Origin of the sequence: Vibrio sp. V31_P5A7T61 (assembly GCF_009904895.1) — a bacterium.
Taxonomy (GTDB): domain Bacteria; phylum Pseudomonadota; class Gammaproteobacteria; order Enterobacterales; family Vibrionaceae; genus Vibrio; species Vibrio metschnikovii.
Genome location: NZ_WXWI01000003.1, coordinates 13,300 through 33,881, shown reverse-complemented (window position 1 = coordinate 33,881; position 20,582 = coordinate 13,300). Strand labels below are relative to the sequence as shown.

Below are 20,582 nucleotides of genomic sequence, written 5' to 3'. Positions count from 1 at the left end.
GTGTCGCTCCCATTACTCGAGAAAGCGGTAGTTATAAAGGCAAGAGAATGATCAAAGGCGGACGCATGCAAGTCAGGACGGTTTTGTACATGGCCATGATGTCTGCAATGCAATGTAATCCTGTTTTTAAACAGCACTATCAAAAGTTATTAGCGGCAGGCAAACCTAAAAAAGTAGCGATCATTGCTTGCGTCAGAAAGATGGTAGTTATCCTAAATTCTATGCTCAGAGACGGCTGCATGTGGGATGTAAACAGCGCCAAAATTAACTCTTGACGCCATAGTCTCTTGTAAGGGTATTTGATGAACGCACACTTTGAACTCCTAGAACAAGCTATGGCTAAAACGCCGTCGTTTGATGGTCAAGTCGCAAATTTGATTCATCTTATTAACGCGAATGGTATGACCGCATCGTTTATGGATATCGGCGCGACGTGGTTGAGCTGCACACTACCAGTGAATGGTGAGAGCCGTGAAGTACTATTGCGTTCGCCGAATATGGCTGAACACATGAAGCAAGGAGCTTACTTTGGTTCTATTGTCGGTCGTTTTGCTAACCGAATTGCGAAAGGCCAGTTCGAGATAGATGGAAAATCGTATCAAACGGGTATCAATAATGGTGACCATTCACTGCACGGCGGGTTGGATGGCTTTGATAAACGACGTTGGAAAGTCGAGGAACAAAGTATTCAACATGTGGTTTATTCGCTTCAATCGCCAGATGGTGACCAAGGTTATCCTGGTAATCTCGATATTAGTGTGACTTACAAGCTCACTGATGACAATCAATTGTCTATCTCCTATGACGTGACGACGGACAAAGCATCACCAGTAAATTTAACCAATCACGCTTACTTTAATTTGGCTGGTGAGGCAAGCCGTGCGAAAAGTTTAGATCACGTTTTACAGCTTCATGCGGAGTATTATTTGCCTACGGATGCGGGGTTAATTCCTCTTGGTGAGCAGAAGTCGGTTTTAGGTACCAGCTTTGATTTCACTGCTCTCAAACCGATTGGTCAAACCTTTCTTGCTGAGCAGGATCAGAAAATGGCTGGTGGTTATGATCACGCCTTCGTATTCGAACCAGAAGTGACCGATGGCATATCTACCGCCGCGATTCTTATTGCACCAGAAAAAGAGGTGGTGATGACGATTAAAACCACAAAACCAGCCGTCCAGTTTTATTCGGGTAATTTCTTAGCTGGCACTCCTGGTGCAAGTAAAATCTATGAATCTTATGATGGTCTTGCTCTAGAAACACAGTACTTTCCAGATGGCCCAAACAAGCCACAATGGGGACGTAACCGAGGGATATTGATGCCGATGGAACGTTACCAACATCGGACTATTTATCAATTTGAATGTTAGTGTACATCTTCATTATGTCCCGTTATACATTTACTGAAGATCAACACGCAATTTTACGAGAGAAGTTGCAGCGAGGTGAATTTGCTGAAGGTGTAGAGGCTAAGTCTGTAAAACCACATGAAGCATTGAGCTAGATACCCACAATTGTTTATAGTTAAAGCCCGCTTAATAAAAAGTGCGGGCTTTTTATCGTAATTAGATTGCTGATCAGCAGCGTTCGACAGAGTTTCTACGTACGAGAGTTGGGGTGAATATGGCTGTTTCTTCTTCAATCACGTCATCACGTGATAATGCCAAAGCTAAGTGAGCGGCGCGTTCAGCCATCATCTCAATAGGATAACGAATCGTAGTAAGACTTGGATGAACAAAACGAGCAATTAATCCATCATCAAAGCCAATGATAGAAATCTGATTCGGTACTTCAATCCCATTTTGTTCTAAGGTCACCAATGCGCCTGCAGCCATATAATCGTTGTAGGCGACGACTCCCGTGATCTCTAATGACTTTGCTAATAGGTTAGTCATAGCGAGTTCGCCGCCATCACTATTAGGGGGGCCGTACTCGATGTAGCTTTTAGGTAGCTCAATACCATAGTCACTGAGCGCGGCTTGATAGCCTTGTAGACGTTCATCGGTATCTTCAATGTCTTGTGAGGAGGCAATACAAGCAATTTTTCGATGACCATGACGAAGTAAATATTCCGTTGCTAAGAATGCTCCTTTGCGGTTATCGAGTGAAATACAGCGCTCGGCTAGTTCTGGGATATAGCGATTAATCAGAACCATACCTTTGACCTCTTTGGCGTAACCAATCAACTCCTCATCAGATAAGCCTTTAGCATGCACCACGAGTGCATCACAACGGTTGTTGATGAGTAACTCTAAGGCTTGGCGCTCATCATTGGGGTTATGGTATCCATTACCGATCAATATGTGTTTACCATTTGCTCGGGCAATGGTATCGACGGCTTTGACTAAAGTACCAAAAAAGGGATCAGAGACATCTGATACTAAGACGCCCATTGTTTTTGTGCTCTGACTAACAAGAGCACGAGCGGCCGCATTGGGTCGATAACCGAGAGCATTCATTGCTTCTGTAACGGCGTGGATTGACGCTTGACTGGCTTTCGGGGATTTATTGAGTACGCGGGAAACGGTAGCAACGGAAACGCCCGCAGCTTTTGCAACATCTTTAATGGTAGCCATGGATAATATATAACCTTTCATTTTAATAAGTGATGAATACACTCACACAACGGTTGGTGAGCGGACTACGTTAATAGCCTAAAGAGAGGTTCTCATCAGCGTCTTTAATGGCAGATTTAGCCTAGCAAGTTAGATTGATGATAATACCATGAATCAATAATAATCTTTCGACTAATTGATTGAATAATATGCCAATTAATGATTCAAGCTGTTTGTTTTTTTTTGACTACCGATTAATCCCCTTAAGTGATGTTTTGATTGTTCACGGCCACAGTAGAACGTCTAACCAATATTGGTAAGAATAGACGTTGGGTATGGGATTGTATTACCTCTTTATTTATCAACTGAGTTGAAAGTTTGACGGCTTCAGCGGCCATGACTTGTATTGGGTAACGAATAGTGGTTAGGCGAGGGTAGATGTAACGTGCGATATGACCATCGTCAAAGCCTACAATAGAGATATCTTGGGGGATTCGTATCTCATTTTCTTGTAGTAATGCCATACAACCTGCAGCCATATAGTCGTTATAGGTTGCAATTGCAGATAATGGCATATTTTTGGCGAGAAGGTTGACCATGGCTAACTCTCCGCCTTTTTCGTCTGGTTCTTCAAATTCAATATAACTTTCTTTTATCGTAATATGATTATCTCGCAGAGCATCGTAATAGCCTCGGAGTCGATCATGCGCATCTGCAATATCATGACTAGAACAAATATAGCCAATATCCCTATGGCCATTTTTAATTAAATATTCAGTTGCGATGTAGGAGCCCTTATAGTTATCTAAAGCCACACAGCGAGATTCTATTCCAGGAATACTTCGATTAATCAGCACCATTCCCGGAATTTCATTAGCCAGTTGTCGAAGTTCTTCATCGCTCATCCCTTTGCTATGTACAACTAAAGATTCGCATTGGCTATTGATCAGTAGGTTGATGGCGTTTCTTTCTTTATCAGCATCATGGTACCCACTGCCTATCAGTAGTTGTTTTCCTTGTTCACTAGCGACGGTATCGATGGCTTTGACCATGCTGCCAAAGAATGGAGATGAGACATCATTGACCAATACGCCAATAGTATTGGAGGATTTACTTACCAGCGCTCTAGCGTTTGCATTGGGTCGATAGCCCAATGCTTTCATTGCTTGTTGTACGGCTTTAACCGCTTTTTCACTCGTTTGGGGTGAGTTATTGATGACTCGAGAAGCGGTCGCTATGGATACACCTGCAGCTTTTGCAACATCTTTGATAGTCGTCATAGGGTTCTCTAGTATTGTCGGCCGTGCCATTTAACACCTCATCACTAGAAAATTCAAATCCTATCAATGTGATTGTTGTGTTGTTTCAAGATATTGAGTTAACGACTTTAGAAAAAGCCCCTAGAGATAATCAAGGGGCTAAATCAAATTTAGTTAACTAACGGTGTTAAGTATGGATTTTAAAGTAAGGCTATATTGATAGGATTTCGCACAAAGTTGATACTCTTTATGTACGCTTGGGCTCCATGAGTCGTCACCACCGACCCCCATGTGTTGATGATCAATCCTCACATATATTTTATCTTCTATGATCAGTTCATTGGTATGTTTTGCTTGGGTTAACTGTTCTTGATTATATTGACTAACACTAAATTGAAAGTTTCCTATAATTTCTAATTGGTTAAGGCTTAATCTTTGAACGTTGCAACGTAGCCCATTATCGGTCGGGAAGATATAGGGTGTGTGCATTTGCTGTAATGTTTTTTCGTAACAGCCAAAACGTGCAGCGGACAAGCGATCTGGATAGTTTTCAAATGGGCCTAAGCCTTGCCATGTAATGATAGGATTTTTCTCATTCAAGGGCAAAATGAGCTCCAAACCAATGCGTGGTATTGGAGGGAGTTCGTCGGCCAGTTTTACATCAACGTTTAGTTGCATCTCTCCACTATTTTTTAGTGTTTGTGTCCACGAGGTGATCGCTTGAATGATGCCATTAAATTGATAAGCGAAAATTGAGGTTACTTGTACCGAGTGTGTGAGTGTTTCACTATGACAGCTTACACATTCGCGCTTCCATCGGCCAATACCAGCGTTGTCCCAACGACATACCCAAGCGTTTGGATCCACATTATCTACTTCACTTATACCGATGTCGTTATCCAGTGGTGCTCGGAAGAAGTTATCTTGTGGCGCAGTTAGTAGCTGAGCTTTACCGTTGACTTTCCAATCAATCATCAAGCCTGTTTGGCTATCCCAACACCATTGATGCTGACCATCTAGGCTCGTGATCATAATCATGTTATTGGTTTGGCTCATTAGTGGTGGTGGTTGGATTTCCAGCTTCGGCATCATTAGGCCTTTGCCATGATAAAGTGCAAACTGCTCCGAAGCACAGATGTGGCCAGCGGGTGCCCAAAGTGTCTTTTCAACCAAGATAATATCAGTATTTAAGTGATATTGTGCGTCTAATCGGGGGGTAAAATTTAAATCAACTGATATGATTTCTTGGCTATCTGCCTTGATATTCAGTGCTATTGAACCAGATTGAATCGCTTTGCCATTTTCCAATAGTGACCAGTTTAATTGTTCGTTATCGATAGCACGGAATAAATGTTCATTTGTCACTAATAGCTGACAAACTCCATTCGTTTGTCCTTGTAGTGAAACGCTAATCATACGTTGACAATGTTTGGCTTCTTCTAACGTAGGGTGTACCGTGCGATCTGGGAAAATCAAGCCATTGATGCAGAACTGTCGGTCGTTGATTTCATCACCGAAATCTCCACCATAGGCCCAAAAGTGTTGACCATTCTCATCCCACTGGCTTAAACCTTGATCAACCCAATCCCAAACAAAACCACCTTGAAGGCGAGGGAATTCTCGAAATGCATCCCAATACTCGTTAAAACTGCCTAGACTATTGCCCATGGCATGGGCGTATTCACATAATATTAGTGGGCGAGTTTCATTGGGCAACGAAATCCATTTCTTGATTGACCATTTCGGTACGGCTTCATCTTTTATCGTTGTATTCACGCGGGCATACATAGGAGCAATGATATCCGTTGCCTCTGTGTTAGCTCCACCTCCTTCGTATTGTACCGGACGAGAAGGGTCGTAATTTTTTGACCAAGCGTACATGGCATTGTGGTTACTGCCATGACCAGATTCGTTACCCAACGACCAAATAATAATCGACGGGTGATTCTTATCACGCATGATCATTTGGGTATAGCGACTCATGTAGGCGTGTGCCCATTGTGGATCGCTTGAAAGGCGATTCATCGGTTGCATACCGTGAGTTTCGATATTGGCTTCATCGCATACATACAAACCGTATTGATCACACAGTTCATACCAACGTGGGTGATTGGGATAATGAGCGGTACGAACTGCGTTGAAGTTGTATTGTTTCATTAGACAGATATCGCGGATCATATCTTCTTCTGTCATTACATGGCCTAGCTCTGGATGATGCTCATGGCGGTTAACGCCACGGATCAACAAGGGTTTACCATTGAGTTTCAATTGACCATCACGGATTTCCACTTTTCGAAAACCAACTTGGTATGCTTCACTTTCTTGGTGGTGACCATTTTCATCCAATAATGAGACGATTAAGCGGTATAGATGGGGAGTTTCTGCGGTCCATTTTTTAGGGTTGTGTAGATGCAGAGTCTGGAATACCACGTCATTCCATGTACCACGCTCATCAATACGACGGTTATGTGGTCGATCAATTTTTGGTTCTGTTACTGCCTGCTCACCCTCAAAAAGTTGGACTTGAACTTGGTAAGTGTCTGGCGCTGAAATGTGAGTCACGATAGACAGAGAACCATCGCGATAACATGCGTCGAGATCCGGAGTAATGAAGACATCTTCAATGCAGTGCTTAGGTTTAGAAAGTAGGGTGACATCTCTGAAAATACCACTGAGCCACCACATGTCTTGGTCTTCTAAGTAACTGCCGTCACACCAACGAATCACCATTACGGCAAGCGTATTTTCGCCTACAACAAGGTGTGGTGTCAGGTCAAATTCAGCGGGTAAACGACTATCTTGACTATAACCCACCCATGCCCCATTACACCAAAAGTGGAATGCAGAGTTAACACCATCAAAGATGATGCGTTGAGTATGGGTAAGATCGTCTGCTGATAGTGAAACGATGGTTCGGTAGCAGCCCGTTGGGTTCTCTACTGGAACAAATGGTGGCTTTACCTCAAATGGATACTTGACGTTAGCATAGATGGGCTTGTCGTAACCTTGTAGCTGCCAGTTGGAAGGAACCGTGATCTCATCCCAGTTTTCATCATTAAAACTGGTTTCAATGAATTGTCCATCGACTAGTTCTGGTTTATCGAAGAGCTTGAATTTCCACTGACCATTGAGTGATTGACGTTGAGTATGAATACCATCACGCGCATGGTCAATGTGACGAAAACTGTGAAGTGGGCTGTGTGCTTTTAGGCAGTGAATGTTCACGGACTGCGGATTCTCCCAGTCACGTCGTTGAATAATATCTACAAATGTTGTCATGAATTCTTTACCTAATTATCGGTTTTTAAATAAAGTTTTAGAGCTTAAGCGTTTTAGTTAACGTAACCTACGGTTGCTGCTAATAGATTGACTCGCCAAATTTCAGTTTGCGCATAGGGGGTAAATCCCAGCACTCTCACTTGTCTTTTTACTTTATGTCTATGGATTTATTTTTCGCTAAGCTTCTAATCTGGCAAATAGTATAAATAATTTTGGAAACGTTTTCATGATAAAGGTAGCATTTTAATATTGACTATTGTTAGGGAGTTGTTTTTGTGATTCTCATCATGTTTTCATGAGGCGTTAAATAAGTAAGAGACAAGAATACCTAATAAAATGTGCTGGCATAGGTAAGGAAAAAGAACAGGTTTAGACACGTTATAACGGATCTCAACGTCTTGAGAACACGAGTATTGATCTCAATCGCTAGCAGTAAGGTGCGCTAATGAAGATGACTATAATAACAGGATGTGCGTTATTTCATTAGGTTGGATTACGTTTTTGACGCACTAAACTGTGCCTTCTTGTTTTCTGACTCTTTTCGTCATAAAAATAACTAATTCCAATAAATATTTCCAAAGTTTTGCGCATAAAATGGAAACGTTATCATTATTTGTCGAAGCTCACAGTTTATTTCGTCAATTTATCTATCATACCAAACTGTACCCAACATCAAGGTAAAAAACATGCGGCAAAAAACACTGGTTCAGCTAACAGGTAAGCAGACTCAACTTATTGTTGAGCTTGGAGATTATGCTGAAGTCTTATATTGGGGGATAGATGTGGGGGATGGCGTTGAGCGATCGCGTCTCACTTTGTCCCGTCCTGTACCATATGGGCGTTTAGATGATGATGTACCAATGACTTTGCTTCCTGAGCTTGGCCGCGGAGTGTTTAGTAGCCCGGGTTTGGAAGGTCATCGTGATGGCCAACATTGGTCCCCCGTATTTGCGATAACTCAAATCGAGAAAAATAAAGATAACATTGTTATTGAGAGTGAGGATGTCACTGCTGGTGTTCATTTAAAAACGGAGTTAAAACTCGATGAACATGATGTTTTGCAAACTCGCTGTACGTTGACCAATATTCGGGCAGGGGTTTACCAAGTTAATCGTTTTGCTAATACGCTCCCTCTGCCTGTTCGTGTTAATGAGTTGATGACTTATTATGGACGCTGGGTGCATGAGTTCCAAACGGTTCGTCAGCCCCTGTTACAAGGCGGTTATCAACAAGAGAACCGACGCGGTCGAACTTCTCATGAGCATTATCCTGCGCTTGTTGCTGGGACTTCGCATTTTGATGAAATGAACGGAGAGGTATGGGGTTTCCATTTTGCTTGGAGTGGAAATCATCGATTAAGAGTCGATGTAAAAGCAGATGGTCGTCGTTACATGCAAGCTGAAGTCATTTATTTCCCGGGAGAAATCGCGCTTAAAGAGGGGGAAAGTCTCACAACTCCTTGGCTTTATGCAAGTTATAGTCATTCTGGGTTGAATGGAATGAGCCATCATTTCCATTCACATGTCAGGGATGCCATTTTATCGAAAAGCTTTCGTGATAAACCTAGACCCATTCATTTAAATACATGGGAAGGTATCTATTTTGAACATAATCCTGAATATATTATGTCAATGGCAACTCAAGCAGCAGAGATGGGAGTTGAGCGTTTTATTATTGATGATGGATGGTTTAAAGGAAGAAATGGCGATAAAGCTGGCCTAGGAGATTGGTTTCTATGCCCATTTAAGTACCCGAATGGTTTACAACCTATTGTCGAACATGTGAATCAATTAGGTATGGAGTTTGGATTGTGGTTTGAACCTGAAATGATCAATACAAACTCCGATCTCTTTCGCGCACATCCAGAGTGGTTGCTCGCTATTGATGGATATGAGCAACCTACTGGACGCAATCAATATGTGATTAATCTACAGAATGAAGAAGCTTTTAACTTCTTATTTGAGCGACTTGACTATTTTTTATCAACCTACAATATTGCCTATATCAAGTGGGATATGAACCGTGAAGTTGTTCAACCGGCTCATCTAGGCCAAGCCTCAGCGTACAATCAAACATTACGTTACTATGAATTGGTCGATAAAGTTCGAGTCAAACATCCTCAAGTTGAGATTGAATCGTGTGCTGCTGGAGGAGGGCGTATCGATTTTGAGGTGCTTAAACGAACACATCGTTTCTGGGCTTCAGATAATAATGACGCGTTAGAGCGTCAAAGGATTCAACGTGGGATGAGTTACTTTTTCCCACCAGAAGTGATGGGAAGTCATATAGGATCGAGCCATTGTCATAGTACCCGAAGACAGCACAGCATAGAATTTCGTGGTTTGACTGCGCTATTTGGCCATATGGGAATAGAACTAGACCCTGTTAAAGAAACAAAATCAGAAAAAAAAGGTTTTGAGCGTTATATTAAATTACACAAGATATTACGTCCATTACTACACAGTGGTAGAACTTGGCGAGTACCTACCGATGACCAAGCGCACCAAATCCATGTTGTGGTAGCCAATAATCAATCTGAAGCGGTTGCGATGATCGCTCAGCTTGCGATGCCAACCAATTCATTAAGCGGCCAGCTGAGAGTTCCGGGATTAGCGTCACAAGGCTTATATCGAGTTTTTCTTCTAGATAAACCTTCAAATTACGATGATATTGTCAATTATCAGCCTCTCTGGACTGAGTCTGGTTGTGAAGTTTCGGGTTTATGGTGTGAGAAAGTTGGTCTAACAATACCAATTTTGGATCCTGAAACGGCAATATTGGTCAAGTTCGAACGTATGGATTAAGTGTATTCGTTAAATCCTCACTGTTGATATTTTTAGGCCGTTTAACCTTCTGGTTAAACGGCTGTTCGCGTTGCTTAAAAGTAATGTTAACCATAATTTGATTATTATAACATTTTGATTTTAATAATTTTTAATGTTATCCAGGGATTGTTTATGTGCTATGTCTCATTTTTTAAACTCCGATGTAAACGTTTCCATAAGCTGGTGATAGATCACAGTAAGGTATCAGGTGTATAGATAGCATTAGCATCGAACAATAAATAAAAGACATTGATGCCATGAGTTCTTATCAAGAAACTCATAGCAGTACGATACTAAGGAACGATTATGTCTGATAAAATTACGCTACAAACTAAGGTTTCTTACGGCCTTGGTGCACTCGGTAAAGATTTTGCCTGTGCTCCTATCTATATTTTCTTAATGTTCTACTTCACTGACGTTGCCGGCTTACCCGCGGCTTTCGTTGGTACCATCTTTTTAGCTGCTCGTATTATTGATGCGATCACTGACCCTATGATGGGAGTCATTGTCGATAATACGCGCTCAAAGTTTGGCAAATTCCGCCCATGGATTGTCATTGGTACACTGCTAAATGCGGTCGTTCTGGTTGGCTTATTTAGTACACATATGTTTGAAGGTACAACGCTTTATATCTATGCTGCCGCCGCTTATATTTTGTGGGGATTAACATACACCATCATGGATATTCCTTACTGGTCAATGATTCCAGCGCTATCTAGTTCTCGTCAGGAGAGAGAAAAATTAGTGGTATGGCCGCGTTTATTTGCAAGTCTTGCTTGGTTTGTGACCGGAACTTATGGTTTATATATTGTTGGTCAGCTAGGGCAAGGTGATCAAGGTAAAGGATTTTTTAATGTTGCGATGCTGATTGCTGTACTATTTATTATGAGTGCTTTTTTAATTGCGCGTAATGTAAAAGAAAAAATAGCCCCTCCGATGACGATAGCAAAATTTAGCTTTAAAGATGTATTAACGATTATTGGAAAAAATGATCAACTTAAAGCATTGATTGGTACCGTTCTTTCATTTCAAATCGCGAACCTTCTTGTTGGTGGTTTTGCTATCTATTATTTTTCTTATGCATTAAATAAAGCAGAATTATTTCCTGTTTATATGATGTTTGCCGGTATTGCTGAAGTAGCTGGTGTGTTTTTATTTCCGAGAATTGCAGCCTTATTACCTCGTAAATATTTGTGGATGATTGCCTGTGGATTTCCAATTTTATCCTGCTTTATTTTATTAATTATGGGATTTGTTGCTCCGGCCAATGTAATTATCATTGGAATCGCAGGGGCTGCTATTAAATTTGGTGTAGGTATTGCCAACGCTCTTCAAACCGTAATGTTGGCTGATGTCGTAGATTATGGTGAATATAGAACGGGACGTCGTAGTGAAAGTGTTATTTTTTCTGTGCAAACCATGCTGGTTAAATTTGCTGGTGCAGCAGGCGGTTTTATCGTTGGTATAGGTCTGAGCGTTATTGGATATGTCCCCAATGTTGAGCAAACAGAGAGTACGATCGCTGGACTAAAGTTCATCATGATAGGATTACCTGCCGTTTTAATGTTAGTGAGCGGTATGATTTATCAGCGTTATTACCATTTGCATGATGGTTTTGATGCAACCAAAATGAAAGAAGAGACTGTTCGAAAGCAAGTGGTAGCATAATTATATGATGAGCATCCTGCGCTGATTGTTCAGGATGCTCTATCTCTTCGATATATAAAGTGGTTATCACACTTTGGAATAAAAATAAGTACGATATCCACCAATTAAATTACGAGCTTTAAAGCCGTTGTTGACTAGTTGACGATAGGCGACGTTACCCCGTAAGCCAACTTGACAGTAGATGATGATCTCTTTGTCTTTAGGTAGCTCATTAAGTCGTTGGCGTAATTGGTCCACCGGAATATTGATATCCCCTTGTAGATAACAACCCTCTTGGCGTTCTTCAGGATTGCGCACATCTAAAATAATCTGATTGTCACTCAGGGTGGCGAGTTGATCAAAGTGAATCGCTTTTGCATCACCTTTCATCAGGTTGGTAGCCACAAACGCGGCTTGGTTAATCACATCTTTTGCACTGCCGTACGGTGGCGCGTAAGTTAACTCTAGGTGCTGAAGTTGTTCCACTGTCATACCAGCGCGTTGCGCTACGGCCATCACATCAATACGTTTATCAATTCCGTCTTTGCCAACCGCTTGCGCGCCGAATATTTTGCCATTATTGGGATCAAATAACATTTTAAATGAGACAATTTCTGCCCCCGGATAGTAGCTGGCATGGCTGGCGGTGTGGACGTAGACTTTTTCGTATTCGATCCCTTCACGTTTTAACTGTTTTTCGTTTTTACCCGTGGAAGCAACGGCAAGATCAAAGACTTTACAAATAGCGGTGCCTTGTGTTCCTTGATACGTTTCTTGGCGACCAAACATATTGTCGGCTGCCATTCTACCTTGCCGATTTGCAGGCCCCGCCAGTGGCACGAGTGTTGGTTTACCTGTTACAAAGTCTTGCTCTTCAACCGCATCGCCAACGGCATAAATAAAAGGATCACTGGTTTGCATTTCTGCGTTAGTCCAGATACCACCGAGTTGACCAATCTCTAATCCTGCTTGTTGCGCTAGTGTGGTTTCAGGCCGTACGCCAATCGCCATAATCAATAGCTCAGTGGTTAACGAGTCGCCATTACTTAATGTTAATGAAAGTTGGCCACACAAATGCTGAGTAGAATCTTGCTCGCCAGCATCGGTATTCGCAATGGAAGTGGTTGCGACAAATTCAACCGATTGCAATGCGACATCTAAACGTAAATCGATGCCTTGGTTGCGAATTTCATGGTGGACAAAGCCGGCCATTTCTCTATCGACGGGTGTCATTACTTGATCGGCCATTTCAATCAGCGTGGTTTTAATCCCAAGTTGATGAAAAGCTTCCATCATTTCTAAACCAATAAAACCACCACCGACGACAGTCGCGTGGGTGGGCTTGTTCATCTGGATCGTTTGGATAATACGATCCATATCGGGAATGTTACGCAGCGAATGTGTAAGTGGATTATCAAGACCAGCAATAGGGGGAACTATCGGACTTGCTCCTGGGCTAAGCAGTAAGAAATCATACGATTCGTTATATTCGGTACCATCGACAAGGTTTTTCACGGTAACCGTTTTTTCTGAGCGATTGATTGCTATCACTTCATTCATCACTCGCACATCAACGTTAAAACGAGCAAGAAAACTTTCTGGTGTTTGTAGCAGCAATTTGCTGCGATCCTGAATATCGCCGCCGATGTGATAAGGCAAACCGCAATTAGCAAAGGAAATGAACGGCCCCCGTTCAAACATGATTATTTCAGCCTCTTCACTTAAACGACGAGCTCTGGCTGCTGCGGATGCGCCACCTGCGACGCCACCAATAATAACGATTTTGGTCATGATTACCTCTTCTAGCTTTTAAAAATACTGGCAACAGTATAAGTCAATAAATTAGATTGTTCTAATTTTTATTAATCTAAATAAGTGTTGACTAATTTAGTGATTGATTACTATTATGTTGACAGTGTGACCGGAGATAAGCGTATGGCTGAGATAAATATTGATCAAATGCAAGTTCATATTGATGAGGTCACGGAATTATTAAAAATTATGGCCCATCCTGAACGGATGATGGTGCTGTGTCAGTTGATTGAAGGTGAAGTCGCGGTAGCTCAGTTACAACAAGCGTCTTTATTGAGTCAATCCGCCTTATCGCAGCATCTTGCTTTACTGCGTAAACAGCGATTGATCAGCGCACGTAAACGCTCGCAACAAGTTTTTTATTCTTTGGCTGATCATAGAGTTAAACAACTAATCGCTAGTTTACAACGTATTTTTTGTCACCCAAATAACGCTAACTCATGATGAGGTAATTATGACATTTTCAATTCCTTGGTATTCACTATTCGGCGGAATGTTACTCGGCGTTTCCGCGACGTTGCTGTTACTGCTCAACGGTAAAGTTGCTGGGATCAGCGGCATCCTTGGTGGTTTATTAACCCCCAAAGCGCAAGATACCGCATGGCGCTGGTTATTTATGATTGGTTTGGTGGCGGGAGGCGTGTTTGGGGTGCGCTTACTGGGAGCCGAAGTGCCTTTACAGTACTCATCGAGTACAGGAATGTTAATCATCGCCGGTTTACTGGTTGGTTTAGGCACTCGCTTAGGTAATGGTTGTACCAGTGGCCATGGTATCTGTGGTATTGGACGTTTGTCGCTGCGCTCTATTGTTGCTACGGGGATCTTTATGTTGGTTGCTGGTATTACCGTCTTTGTTCGTTTGCATCTTCTTTAAACGCATAGCTTTTTTTATTAGTAAGGATAGATCATGAATACGTTCTTATTTCGTTTAACGTCACTGGTAACGGGCTTATTGTTTGGTCTCGGTATGGTGATTTCTGGTATGGCGGATCCGACTAAGGTGATTGGCTTTTTAGATGTTGCTGGCGCTTGGGATCCAAGTCTAATGTTTGTGATGGGTGGTGCATTATTGGTCTTTATGCCTGCTTATTTTATTGTGATCAAGCCAAAAGCTAAGCCCCTTAATGCCTCGAGTTTTAGTTTGGCGAATAATCCTCATCTCGATAGTCGTCTAATTAGCGGCGCGGTTATTTTCGGCTTGGGTTGGGGGTTAGCAGGCATCTGCCCAGGGCCAGCAGTGTCAAGTTTAGCGCTAGGTAACCGTGACGTATGGGTATTTTTTGTGGCTATGTTGGTGGGTTTATTTGTCATGGGACAATGGCTAAAAACCAAAAACTAGTTACTTAAGTGGTTTGGTTTATGGCGTATTGAAAAATGTCATTCAATACGCCTGTTTTTTTATCTGGTCTTAATAGACTGTAAAAGAATTACCAGTGAAATTGACCATGAATCGGACAATGATCACTCAGTCGGTAGCGCAGCACTTCATCGTTAGGAAAAATCATTTGTTGTACTTGCTGATAGCTCACTTGGCTACTGACAATGATATGATCAATTAACGAACGAAAGCGGTGCAATTTATCTGGCTGACGGCGAGAGCGAACTTGGCAGCGTGCGGGCGTTTCTTGAGTCGCGAGTTGCACTGGCTTGTTTAACTCTTGGTTAATTATTTTCCATAGCCAATCCCCATGGTAGGCGAGATTATGATTGAAATCCCCTAAGATCATAAACGCGTGTTGATGACGCTCTCGCTCTTGTAGCCAACGATTGAGTGCTTTGCCCTGAGTTTTTAAAATTTGGCAACTGTCAGTATTGGGATGGAAGACTCCAGCGCATCCAGCTTTTAAATGCACTGAAAGCAAGTGGATCTCGTTCGGATTATCAGGATAGAGAATCACATACGTGGCGAAGCGCAGTTTATGATTAGCCCGTCCATAGAGATCAATATCAGCTGGTGTATCAAAAGGGATCGTTGATTTGATAGCAAAACCTGTATATTGATTGAGTTTACTGAATTGATGCTGCTGATGTTGTGGCATGGCGCGTTCAGATAAAACAATTCGATACTCATTACCCACCACCTTTTGGATGGCAGCAATACTATCCACTTCTTGAAAAGCCAGTACATCAGGTCTGAAACGCTGAAAATGTCGAGACAAGACTTGAAAATCCGCTTCGCTACGTTTGCCCTTATCGTCAGGCGCATCGGGATTTAAGGTCAGCCATTCTATATTCCAGGTTGTGATACTGATCGGTTGTGCATAGCCACAAAATGAGCTGAGCAACACCACACACAGAGTCAATCGTGACAGAAATCGGGTTATCATGGTTATTTTCATCCGTTGAATCTTAAGTCCTTAGCCTAGCAGGCTTTTTAAAAAATCAATACGTTGTTTGAGAAAATGCCTATTTTCATCGTTTCTCAATAGATTGCGATCTCTGACCTCAATATCGTCTTCTTCTTGTCCATGGTCTGGTTTTTATTGATCTAAATCAATACGCCTCATGGCGGCATTTCGTCTAATATGCCACAACATATTGTGTTAGCGGTGCAGACTTTTATCTATATGGTGTATTTGTGGATAAGCGTGTGGATATTCTGGGTAAGGAGATATCATGAAACCAATCGTAATCAAGCGTGACGGCTCTAAAGCGTCGTTTAGCCGAGATCGTATTCAAGCGGCGGTAGAAAGCGCTGCTGATCAAGTCACCAGCGAGATTGCTATTTATGCACTCAATGTCGCGTTAGCGGTTGAATTACAACTTGAGGGTCAGCAGCAGGTTCATATTGCTGAGATTCAAACCTTGGTTGAAAATGAACTGATGCAAGGGCCGTATAAAGGTTTGGCTCGCTCCTACATTGAATATCGTCACGATCGCGATATTGCCCGTGAAAAGCAGAGTACGCTAACCAAAGAAATTGAAGGTCTGATTGAAGAAAGTAATGCCGATCTACTCAATGAGAATGCCAATAAAGACGGTAAAGTGATCCCAACTCAGCGAGACTTATTAGCGGGGATTGTTGCTAAACATTACGCCAAAACCCGAATTCTCCCCCGAGATATTGTACAAGCCCATGAGCAAGGCGATATCCACTATCACGATCTTGACTACGCGCCATTTTTCCCAATGTTTAACTGCATGCTGATTGATTTGCAGGGGATGCTTACTCATGGTTTCAAGATGGGTAATGCTGAGATTGATACACCGAAATCGATTTCTACCGCCACGGCAGTAACCGCGCAAATTATCGCCCAAGTCGCTAGCCATATTTACGGTGGCACCACAATCAACCGCATTGATGAAGTGCTTGCCCCTTACGTGACGGCAAGCTATCACAAACATTTGGCGATTGCCGAAGAGTGGCACATTGCTAATGCACAAGATTTTGCTATGTCTCGTACCGAGAAAGAGTGTTACGACGCCTTCCAATCGCTGGAATATGAAGTCAATACCTTGCACACGGCTAATGGGCAAACCCCTTTTGTCACGTTTGGTTTTGGCTTAGGTACGTCGTGGGAAGCGCGCTTAATTCAGCAATCGATCTTAAAAAATCGTATCGCTGGGCTTGGTAAAAATCGTAAAACCGCCGTATTCCCGAAATTAGTCTTTGCGATTAAACAAGGTTTGAACCATAAACCCGGTGACACCAACTACGATATTAAGCAGCTGGCTTTAGAGTGCGCGTCGAAGCGTATGTACCCCGATATTCTTAATTACGACAAAGTGGTTGAAGTCACGGGTTCATTCAAAACCCCAATGGGTTGTCGAAGCTTCCTCAATACATACCAAGAGCAGGGCGAGCTTGTTCATGAAGGGCGTAATAACTTAGGTGTAGTGAGTTTAAACCTGCCGCGTATCGCACTGAAAGCCAAGGGGGATGTCGACCAGTTCTATCGTTTGTTAGATCAGCAATTACTGCTGGCTCGTCGAGCATTAGAGACTCGTATTAGTCGTTTAGAGAATGTTAAAGCGCGGGTCGCGCCGATTCTTTATATGGAAGGGGCTTGTGGTGTTCGTTTGCAAGCCGATGATACGATTGCGCAAATTTTTAAAGATGGCCGAGCGTCTATTTCGTTGGGTTATATTGGTTTACATGAAACCATTAATGCGCTGTTTGGTTCACAACAGCACGTTTATGATAGTCCGGCTTTACGCGATCACGCGTTAACTATTATCAGTCGCATGCGTGCGGCAGTGGATCAATGGAAAGAAGAGACTGGCTACGCGTTCAGCTTGTACGCTACGCCCAGTGAAAATTTGTGCAGCCGTTTCTGCCAAATTGACAGCAAAGAATTTGGGATTATTGCTGGAGTAACTGATAAGGGCTATTACACCAATAGTTTTCACTTAGATGTAGAGAAGAAAGTTAATCCATACGATAAAATTGACTTTGAAATGCCATACCCAGCGATATCCAGTGGCGGTTTTATCTGTTATGGCGAATTTCCTAATATGCAGCTCAATATTGAAGCATTGGAAAACGTTTGGGATTACAGCTATAGCCGAGTGCCATACTACGGCACCAATACGCCGATAGATGAGTGTTATGAGTGCGGATTTACTGGTGAATTTTCTTGTACCAGCAAAGGCTTTGTTTGTCCTAAATGTGGTAATCATGACTCTGCAAAAGTATCGGTCACGCGCCGAGTTTGTGGTTATCTCGGTAGTCCGGATGCAAGACCGTTTAACTTCGGTAAACAAGAAGAAGTCAAGCGACGAGTGAAACACCTATGACGGCTTTTATCATCAGATCAACAGCGGCTGAGCTATGAATTATCATCAATATTATCCCGTTGATGTGGTGAACGGGCCGGGGACACGCTGCACTTTGTTTGTCTCTGGCTGTGTACATCAATGCAAAGGTTGTTATAACCAAAGCACTTGGTCATTGACTTCAGGTTTGCCGTTTACTGACCAGTTGGCCGATCAGATCATTGCTGATCTCAACGACCAGCGCATTATTAAGCGGGGTTTGTCACTGTCCGGTGGCGACCCTTTGCATCCGAGTAATGTCCCTACCATTTTAGCTTTGGTGCAACGAGTTAATCAGGAATGTCCGGGCAAAGATATTTGGTTATGGACGGGTTACCGTTTATCAGAATTGAACGCTCAACAACGTCAAGTACTCGATCATATTGATGTATTAATTGATGGTAAGTTTGAGCAAGATAAAGCGGATCCCAGTTTACCGTGGCGGGGTAGCCATAATCAGGTGATACATAGTTGTAAATTGTAAAAATTACTTTCGGTTTTATGGTTTCTGGTGTTTACTTGAAAGTCATTACTTGAATTTCAAAGGGTTGTGACTTTCATGCTAGACCATTTATCTGAACCAGTATTAGATCCTATTCTTTCTCTCTCCGTCGCTTTTCGTCAAGATCCCCGTCCTGAAAAGGTCGATTTGGGGATTGGCGTTTATAAAAATAGTCAAGGCCAAACACCGATCATGCAGGCGGTGCAACTGGCTCAGCAAAAGGTGATCCAGACTCAAACCACTAAATCCTACGTTGGGCTTGCCGGTTGTGAAGAGTTTAACCACAGTATCACGCAATTGGTCTTGGGTCATGAACACTCATTATCTGACCGTTTAACCACCATTCAGACTCCCGGAGCCAGTGGCGCATTGCGCATGTTGGGGGATTTGATGCGTGTTGCTCAGCCCGATACGACGGTGTGGTTAACCAATCCAAGCTATATTAATCATAAACCAGTCATGGAAGCGGCAGGATTAAAAGTAAAATACTATGCTTATTTTAGTCCGGAGACCAAAATGGTTGATCTTGAGGCAATGATGAGCGATCTGGCTCAAGCGGGACCGAAAGATGTGGTGTTACTGCATGGCTGTTGCCATAACCCGACAGGAGCGGATATTGATTTTTCCGTCTGGCAGGCGATAACGGAATTATCACTTAAACAAGGTTTTACTCCATTTGTGGATATCGCTTACCAAGGCTTTGGTGAGTCACTTGAAGGTGATGCTCAAGGTGTGCGTTATATGGCGCAGCGGGTAGAAGAGATGCTGATTACTACTTCGTGCTCGAAAAACTTTGGTTTGTATCGTGAACGGACTGGAGCGGCAATCGTATTAGGTAAAAACGCTCAGCAGGTCGCCAATGCGCGAGGCAAAATGTTGACCCTAGCACGAGCCACTTACACCATGCCACCTGATCACGGTGCGGCTTTGGTGAAAACCGTATTACAAGATGAAAAGTTAACCAACCTTTGGCTGCAAGAATTGACAGAAATGCAGCAACGATTGTTAAGCCTTCGTCAAACCTTGTGTAATGAGTTGAGAAATCAACACAATACGTCACAATTCGATTTTATCCAAAGCCACAAAGGGATGTTTACTATGCTCGGTTTTAGTCCAGAACAGATGGGTCGTTTACGCGATCAGTTCGCGATTTATGCGGTGGCTGATGGTCGAATTAATATCGCCGGTCTAACGGAGAAAGACATCCCTTATGTAGCAGAGGCGATCGTTAGCGTGTCATAACAGTAGTTGAATGAGGTAAATGAATGAAACAACCATGGAAAATCCTTCTAACGTTGCTGCTTAGTGGGGGGTTAGTCGCTTGTGCGATGGTTCCTTCTTCTGAGCAAACTGAAACCTCAGCCCAAATTGAGCAACCCGAACCAGAAACGGAATCTGCAAAACCGGAAGTAGAACCACCAGAGATTGTTGAGCCCGAGGTGCCTGCGGCGACCAAAACATCCGATGGTAAAGTGATTTTTGGTGAAAAAGAGTGGGTTTATGTACCGGCAATAGAAGAGAGCTTTCGGGCTCGCATCGATACCGGAGCAACCACATCTTCGATTAGTGCAGTCGATGTTGAAGCTTTTGAACGGGATGGAGAAGATTGGGTCAAGTTTCGTATTGAACATGATGGAATAAAAAGTGGTGAGATCAATTTACCTGTTGAACGTTGGGTACGCATTCGTCAATCGTCCGATAACAGTTATCAGCGTCGTCCGGTGGTGATGATGTGGGTACAACTTGGAGAGATGAAAGATCATACTCAATTCACTTTAGCCAATCGAACCCATCTCACCTTTCCTATATTGTTAGGGCGGAGCTTTTTTAGGGATGTGGCGGTGGTTGATGTAAGTCGTGAATATGTCCAAGGTAAGCATCAATAACATCTACAGTGGTAGAAGTAATGAAACAAAAAAGTCAGCGTATCGCTGACTTTTTGCTTTTTTGA

The 20,582-nt window shown here is 42.7% G+C and carries 16 protein-coding genes and 1 pseudogene; 12 read left to right on the top strand and 5 right to left on the bottom strand.

Annotated elements, in window-relative coordinates:
* From CAG58_RS00190 to CAG58_RS17110, 3 genes and pseudogenes are all read left to right on the top strand, one after another.
* Positions 1 to 275 (top strand): transposase (locus CAG58_RS00190; RefSeq protein WP_161439680.1); only part of this gene is annotated, 275 nt, incomplete at its 5' end.
* Positions 276 to 302: 27 nt separating this feature from the next.
* On the top strand, positions 303 to 1,367 hold the full coding sequence (galM, locus tag CAG58_RS00185; RefSeq protein WP_161429766.1) for a galactose-1-epimerase: 1,065 nt from the start codon (positions 303 to 305) through the stop codon (positions 1,365 to 1,367).
* Positions 1,364 to 1,501 (top strand): annotated as a pseudogene (locus tag CAG58_RS17110) (MFS transporter); the annotation flags it as partial. The gene galM and the pseudogene CAG58_RS17110, both read left to right, overlap by 4 nt.
* 73 nt (positions 1,502 to 1,574) lie before the next feature.
* Here CAG58_RS17110 and CAG58_RS00180 read toward each other — a convergent pair.
* The 3 genes from CAG58_RS00180 to CAG58_RS00170 form a co-directional block, all read right to left on the bottom strand.
* The gene (locus tag CAG58_RS00180) at positions 1,575 to 2,573 is read right to left on the bottom strand and encodes a substrate-binding domain-containing protein (RefSeq protein WP_161429765.1); all 999 of its coding nucleotides are present in this window, start codon (positions 2,571 to 2,573) and stop codon (positions 1,575 to 1,577) included.
* Positions 2,574 to 2,815: 242 nt separating this feature from the next.
* Complete coding sequence (locus tag CAG58_RS00175) at positions 2,816 to 3,832, bottom strand: substrate-binding domain-containing protein (protein ID WP_161429764.1); 1,017 nt, start codon at positions 3,830 to 3,832, stop codon at positions 2,816 to 2,818.
* 153 nt (positions 3,833 to 3,985) lie between these two features.
* Entirely contained in the window at positions 3,986 to 7,090 is a 3,105-nt protein-coding gene (locus CAG58_RS00170) for a beta-galactosidase (RefSeq protein WP_161429763.1), read from the bottom strand.
* Between the two features lie 686 nt (positions 7,091 to 7,776).
* On the opposite strand from CAG58_RS00170, the gene CAG58_RS00165 reads away from it, so the two are divergent.
* Both CAG58_RS00165 and melB read left to right on the top strand, forming a co-directional pair.
* Positions 7,777 to 9,894, top strand: a complete 2,118-nt coding sequence (locus CAG58_RS00165; protein ID WP_161425333.1) for an alpha-galactosidase — start codon at positions 7,777 to 7,779, stop codon at positions 9,892 to 9,894.
* 327 nt (positions 9,895 to 10,221) lie between these two features.
* Positions 10,222 to 11,583 carry a melibiose:sodium transporter MelB gene (gene melB, locus CAG58_RS00160; protein ID WP_161429762.1) on the top strand — a complete coding sequence of 454 codons (1,362 nt, stop codon included), beginning with the start codon at positions 10,222 to 10,224 and terminating at the stop codon, positions 11,581 to 11,583.
* A gap of 66 nt (positions 11,584 to 11,649) precedes the next feature.
* Here the strand turns inward: melB and CAG58_RS00155 are convergent, their stop codons facing one another.
* The gene (locus tag CAG58_RS00155; RefSeq protein ID WP_161425339.1) at positions 11,650 to 13,353 is read right to left on the bottom strand and encodes an FAD-dependent oxidoreductase; all 1,704 of its coding nucleotides are present in this window, start codon (positions 13,351 to 13,353) and stop codon (positions 11,650 to 11,652) included.
* Between the two features lie 144 nt (positions 13,354 to 13,497).
* Here CAG58_RS00155 and CAG58_RS00150 point away from each other — a divergent pair, with 144 nt between their 5' ends.
* From CAG58_RS00150 to CAG58_RS00140, 3 genes are read left to right on the top strand one after another with little or no spacing between them, the layout of a single operon-like run.
* The gene (locus CAG58_RS00150; protein WP_154171127.1) at positions 13,498 to 13,818 is read left to right on the top strand and encodes an ArsR/SmtB family transcription factor; all 321 of its coding nucleotides are present in this window, start codon (positions 13,498 to 13,500) and stop codon (positions 13,816 to 13,818) included.
* Between the two features lie 10 nt (positions 13,819 to 13,828).
* The gene (locus CAG58_RS00145; protein ID WP_158145028.1) at positions 13,829 to 14,248 is read left to right on the top strand and encodes a YeeE/YedE family protein; all 420 of its coding nucleotides are present in this window, start codon (positions 13,829 to 13,831) and stop codon (positions 14,246 to 14,248) included.
* A 33-nt stretch (positions 14,249 to 14,281) separates the two neighbouring features.
* The gene (locus CAG58_RS00140; protein WP_161426727.1) at positions 14,282 to 14,713 is read left to right on the top strand and encodes a YeeE/YedE family protein; all 432 of its coding nucleotides are present in this window, start codon (positions 14,282 to 14,284) and stop codon (positions 14,711 to 14,713) included.
* A gap of 88 nt (positions 14,714 to 14,801) precedes the next feature.
* Here CAG58_RS00140 and CAG58_RS00135 read toward each other — a convergent pair whose 3' ends face one another.
* Positions 14,802 to 15,701 carry an endonuclease/exonuclease/phosphatase family protein gene (locus CAG58_RS00135; RefSeq protein ID WP_202598153.1) on the bottom strand — a complete coding sequence of 300 codons (900 nt, stop codon included), beginning with the start codon at positions 15,699 to 15,701 and terminating at the stop codon, positions 14,802 to 14,804.
* A 289-nt stretch (positions 15,702 to 15,990) separates the two neighbouring features.
* Here CAG58_RS00135 and nrdD point away from each other — a divergent pair, with 289 nt between their 5' ends.
* The 4 genes from nrdD to CAG58_RS00115 all read left to right on the top strand — a co-directional run bounded on the left by nrdD (position 15,991) and on the right by CAG58_RS00115 (position 20,517).
* Positions 15,991 to 18,111 (top strand): anaerobic ribonucleoside-triphosphate reductase, encoded by a 2,121-nt coding sequence (gene nrdD, locus CAG58_RS00130; protein WP_154171124.1) that lies wholly within the window; start codon positions 15,991 to 15,993, stop codon positions 18,109 to 18,111.
* A gap of 34 nt (positions 18,112 to 18,145) precedes the next feature.
* On the top strand, positions 18,146 to 18,613 hold the full coding sequence (nrdG, locus tag CAG58_RS00125; RefSeq protein ID WP_161429761.1) for an anaerobic ribonucleoside-triphosphate reductase-activating protein: 468 nt from the start codon (positions 18,146 to 18,148) through the stop codon (positions 18,611 to 18,613).
* A gap of 75 nt (positions 18,614 to 18,688) precedes the next feature.
* Positions 18,689 to 19,873 (top strand): amino acid aminotransferase, encoded by a 1,185-nt coding sequence (locus tag CAG58_RS00120; protein WP_154171122.1) that lies wholly within the window; start codon positions 18,689 to 18,691, stop codon positions 19,871 to 19,873.
* Between the two features lie 23 nt (positions 19,874 to 19,896).
* Complete coding sequence (locus CAG58_RS00115; RefSeq protein WP_161425278.1) at positions 19,897 to 20,517, top strand: ATP-dependent zinc protease family protein; 621 nt, start codon at positions 19,897 to 19,899, stop codon at positions 20,515 to 20,517.
* Positions 20,518 to 20,582 lie beyond the last annotated feature (65 nt).

What these genes read in the sequence shown, in the direction of transcription:
- galM (WP_161429766.1), top strand. Translation starts at nt 303, where the DNA reads ATGAACGCACACTTTGAACTCCTAGAACAAGCTATGGCTAAAACGCCG.
- CAG58_RS00180 (WP_161429765.1), bottom strand. Translation starts at nt 2,573, where the DNA reads ATGGCTACCATTAAAGATGTTGCAAAAGCTGCGGGCGTTTCCGTTGCT.
- CAG58_RS00175 (WP_161429764.1), bottom strand. Translation starts at nt 3,832, where the DNA reads ATGACGACTATCAAAGATGTTGCAAAAGCTGCAGGTGTATCCATAGCG.
- CAG58_RS00170 (WP_161429763.1), bottom strand. Translation starts at nt 7,090, where the DNA reads ATGACAACATTTGTAGATATTATTCAACGACGTGACTGGGAGAATCCG.
- CAG58_RS00165 (WP_161425333.1), top strand. Translation starts at nt 7,777, where the DNA reads ATGCGGCAAAAAACACTGGTTCAGCTAACAGGTAAGCAGACTCAACTT.
- melB (WP_161429762.1), top strand. Translation starts at nt 10,222, where the DNA reads ATGTCTGATAAAATTACGCTACAAACTAAGGTTTCTTACGGCCTTGGT.
- CAG58_RS00155 (WP_161425339.1), bottom strand. Translation starts at nt 13,353, where the DNA reads ATGACCAAAATCGTTATTATTGGTGGCGTCGCAGGTGGCGCATCCGCA.
- CAG58_RS00150 (WP_154171127.1), top strand. Translation starts at nt 13,498, where the DNA reads ATGGCTGAGATAAATATTGATCAAATGCAAGTTCATATTGATGAGGTC.
- CAG58_RS00145 (WP_158145028.1), top strand. Translation starts at nt 13,829, where the DNA reads ATGACATTTTCAATTCCTTGGTATTCACTATTCGGCGGAATGTTACTC.
- CAG58_RS00140 (WP_161426727.1), top strand. Translation starts at nt 14,282, where the DNA reads ATGAATACGTTCTTATTTCGTTTAACGTCACTGGTAACGGGCTTATTG.
- CAG58_RS00135 (WP_202598153.1), bottom strand. Translation starts at nt 15,701, where the DNA reads ATGATAACCCGATTTCTGTCACGATTGACTCTGTGTGTGGTGTTGCTC.
- nrdD (WP_154171124.1), top strand. Translation starts at nt 15,991, where the DNA reads ATGAAACCAATCGTAATCAAGCGTGACGGCTCTAAAGCGTCGTTTAGC.
- nrdG (WP_161429761.1), top strand. Translation starts at nt 18,146, where the DNA reads ATGAATTATCATCAATATTATCCCGTTGATGTGGTGAACGGGCCGGGG.
- CAG58_RS00120 (WP_154171122.1), top strand. Translation starts at nt 18,689, where the DNA reads ATGCTAGACCATTTATCTGAACCAGTATTAGATCCTATTCTTTCTCTC.
- CAG58_RS00115 (WP_161425278.1), top strand. Translation starts at nt 19,897, where the DNA reads ATGAAACAACCATGGAAAATCCTTCTAACGTTGCTGCTTAGTGGGGGG.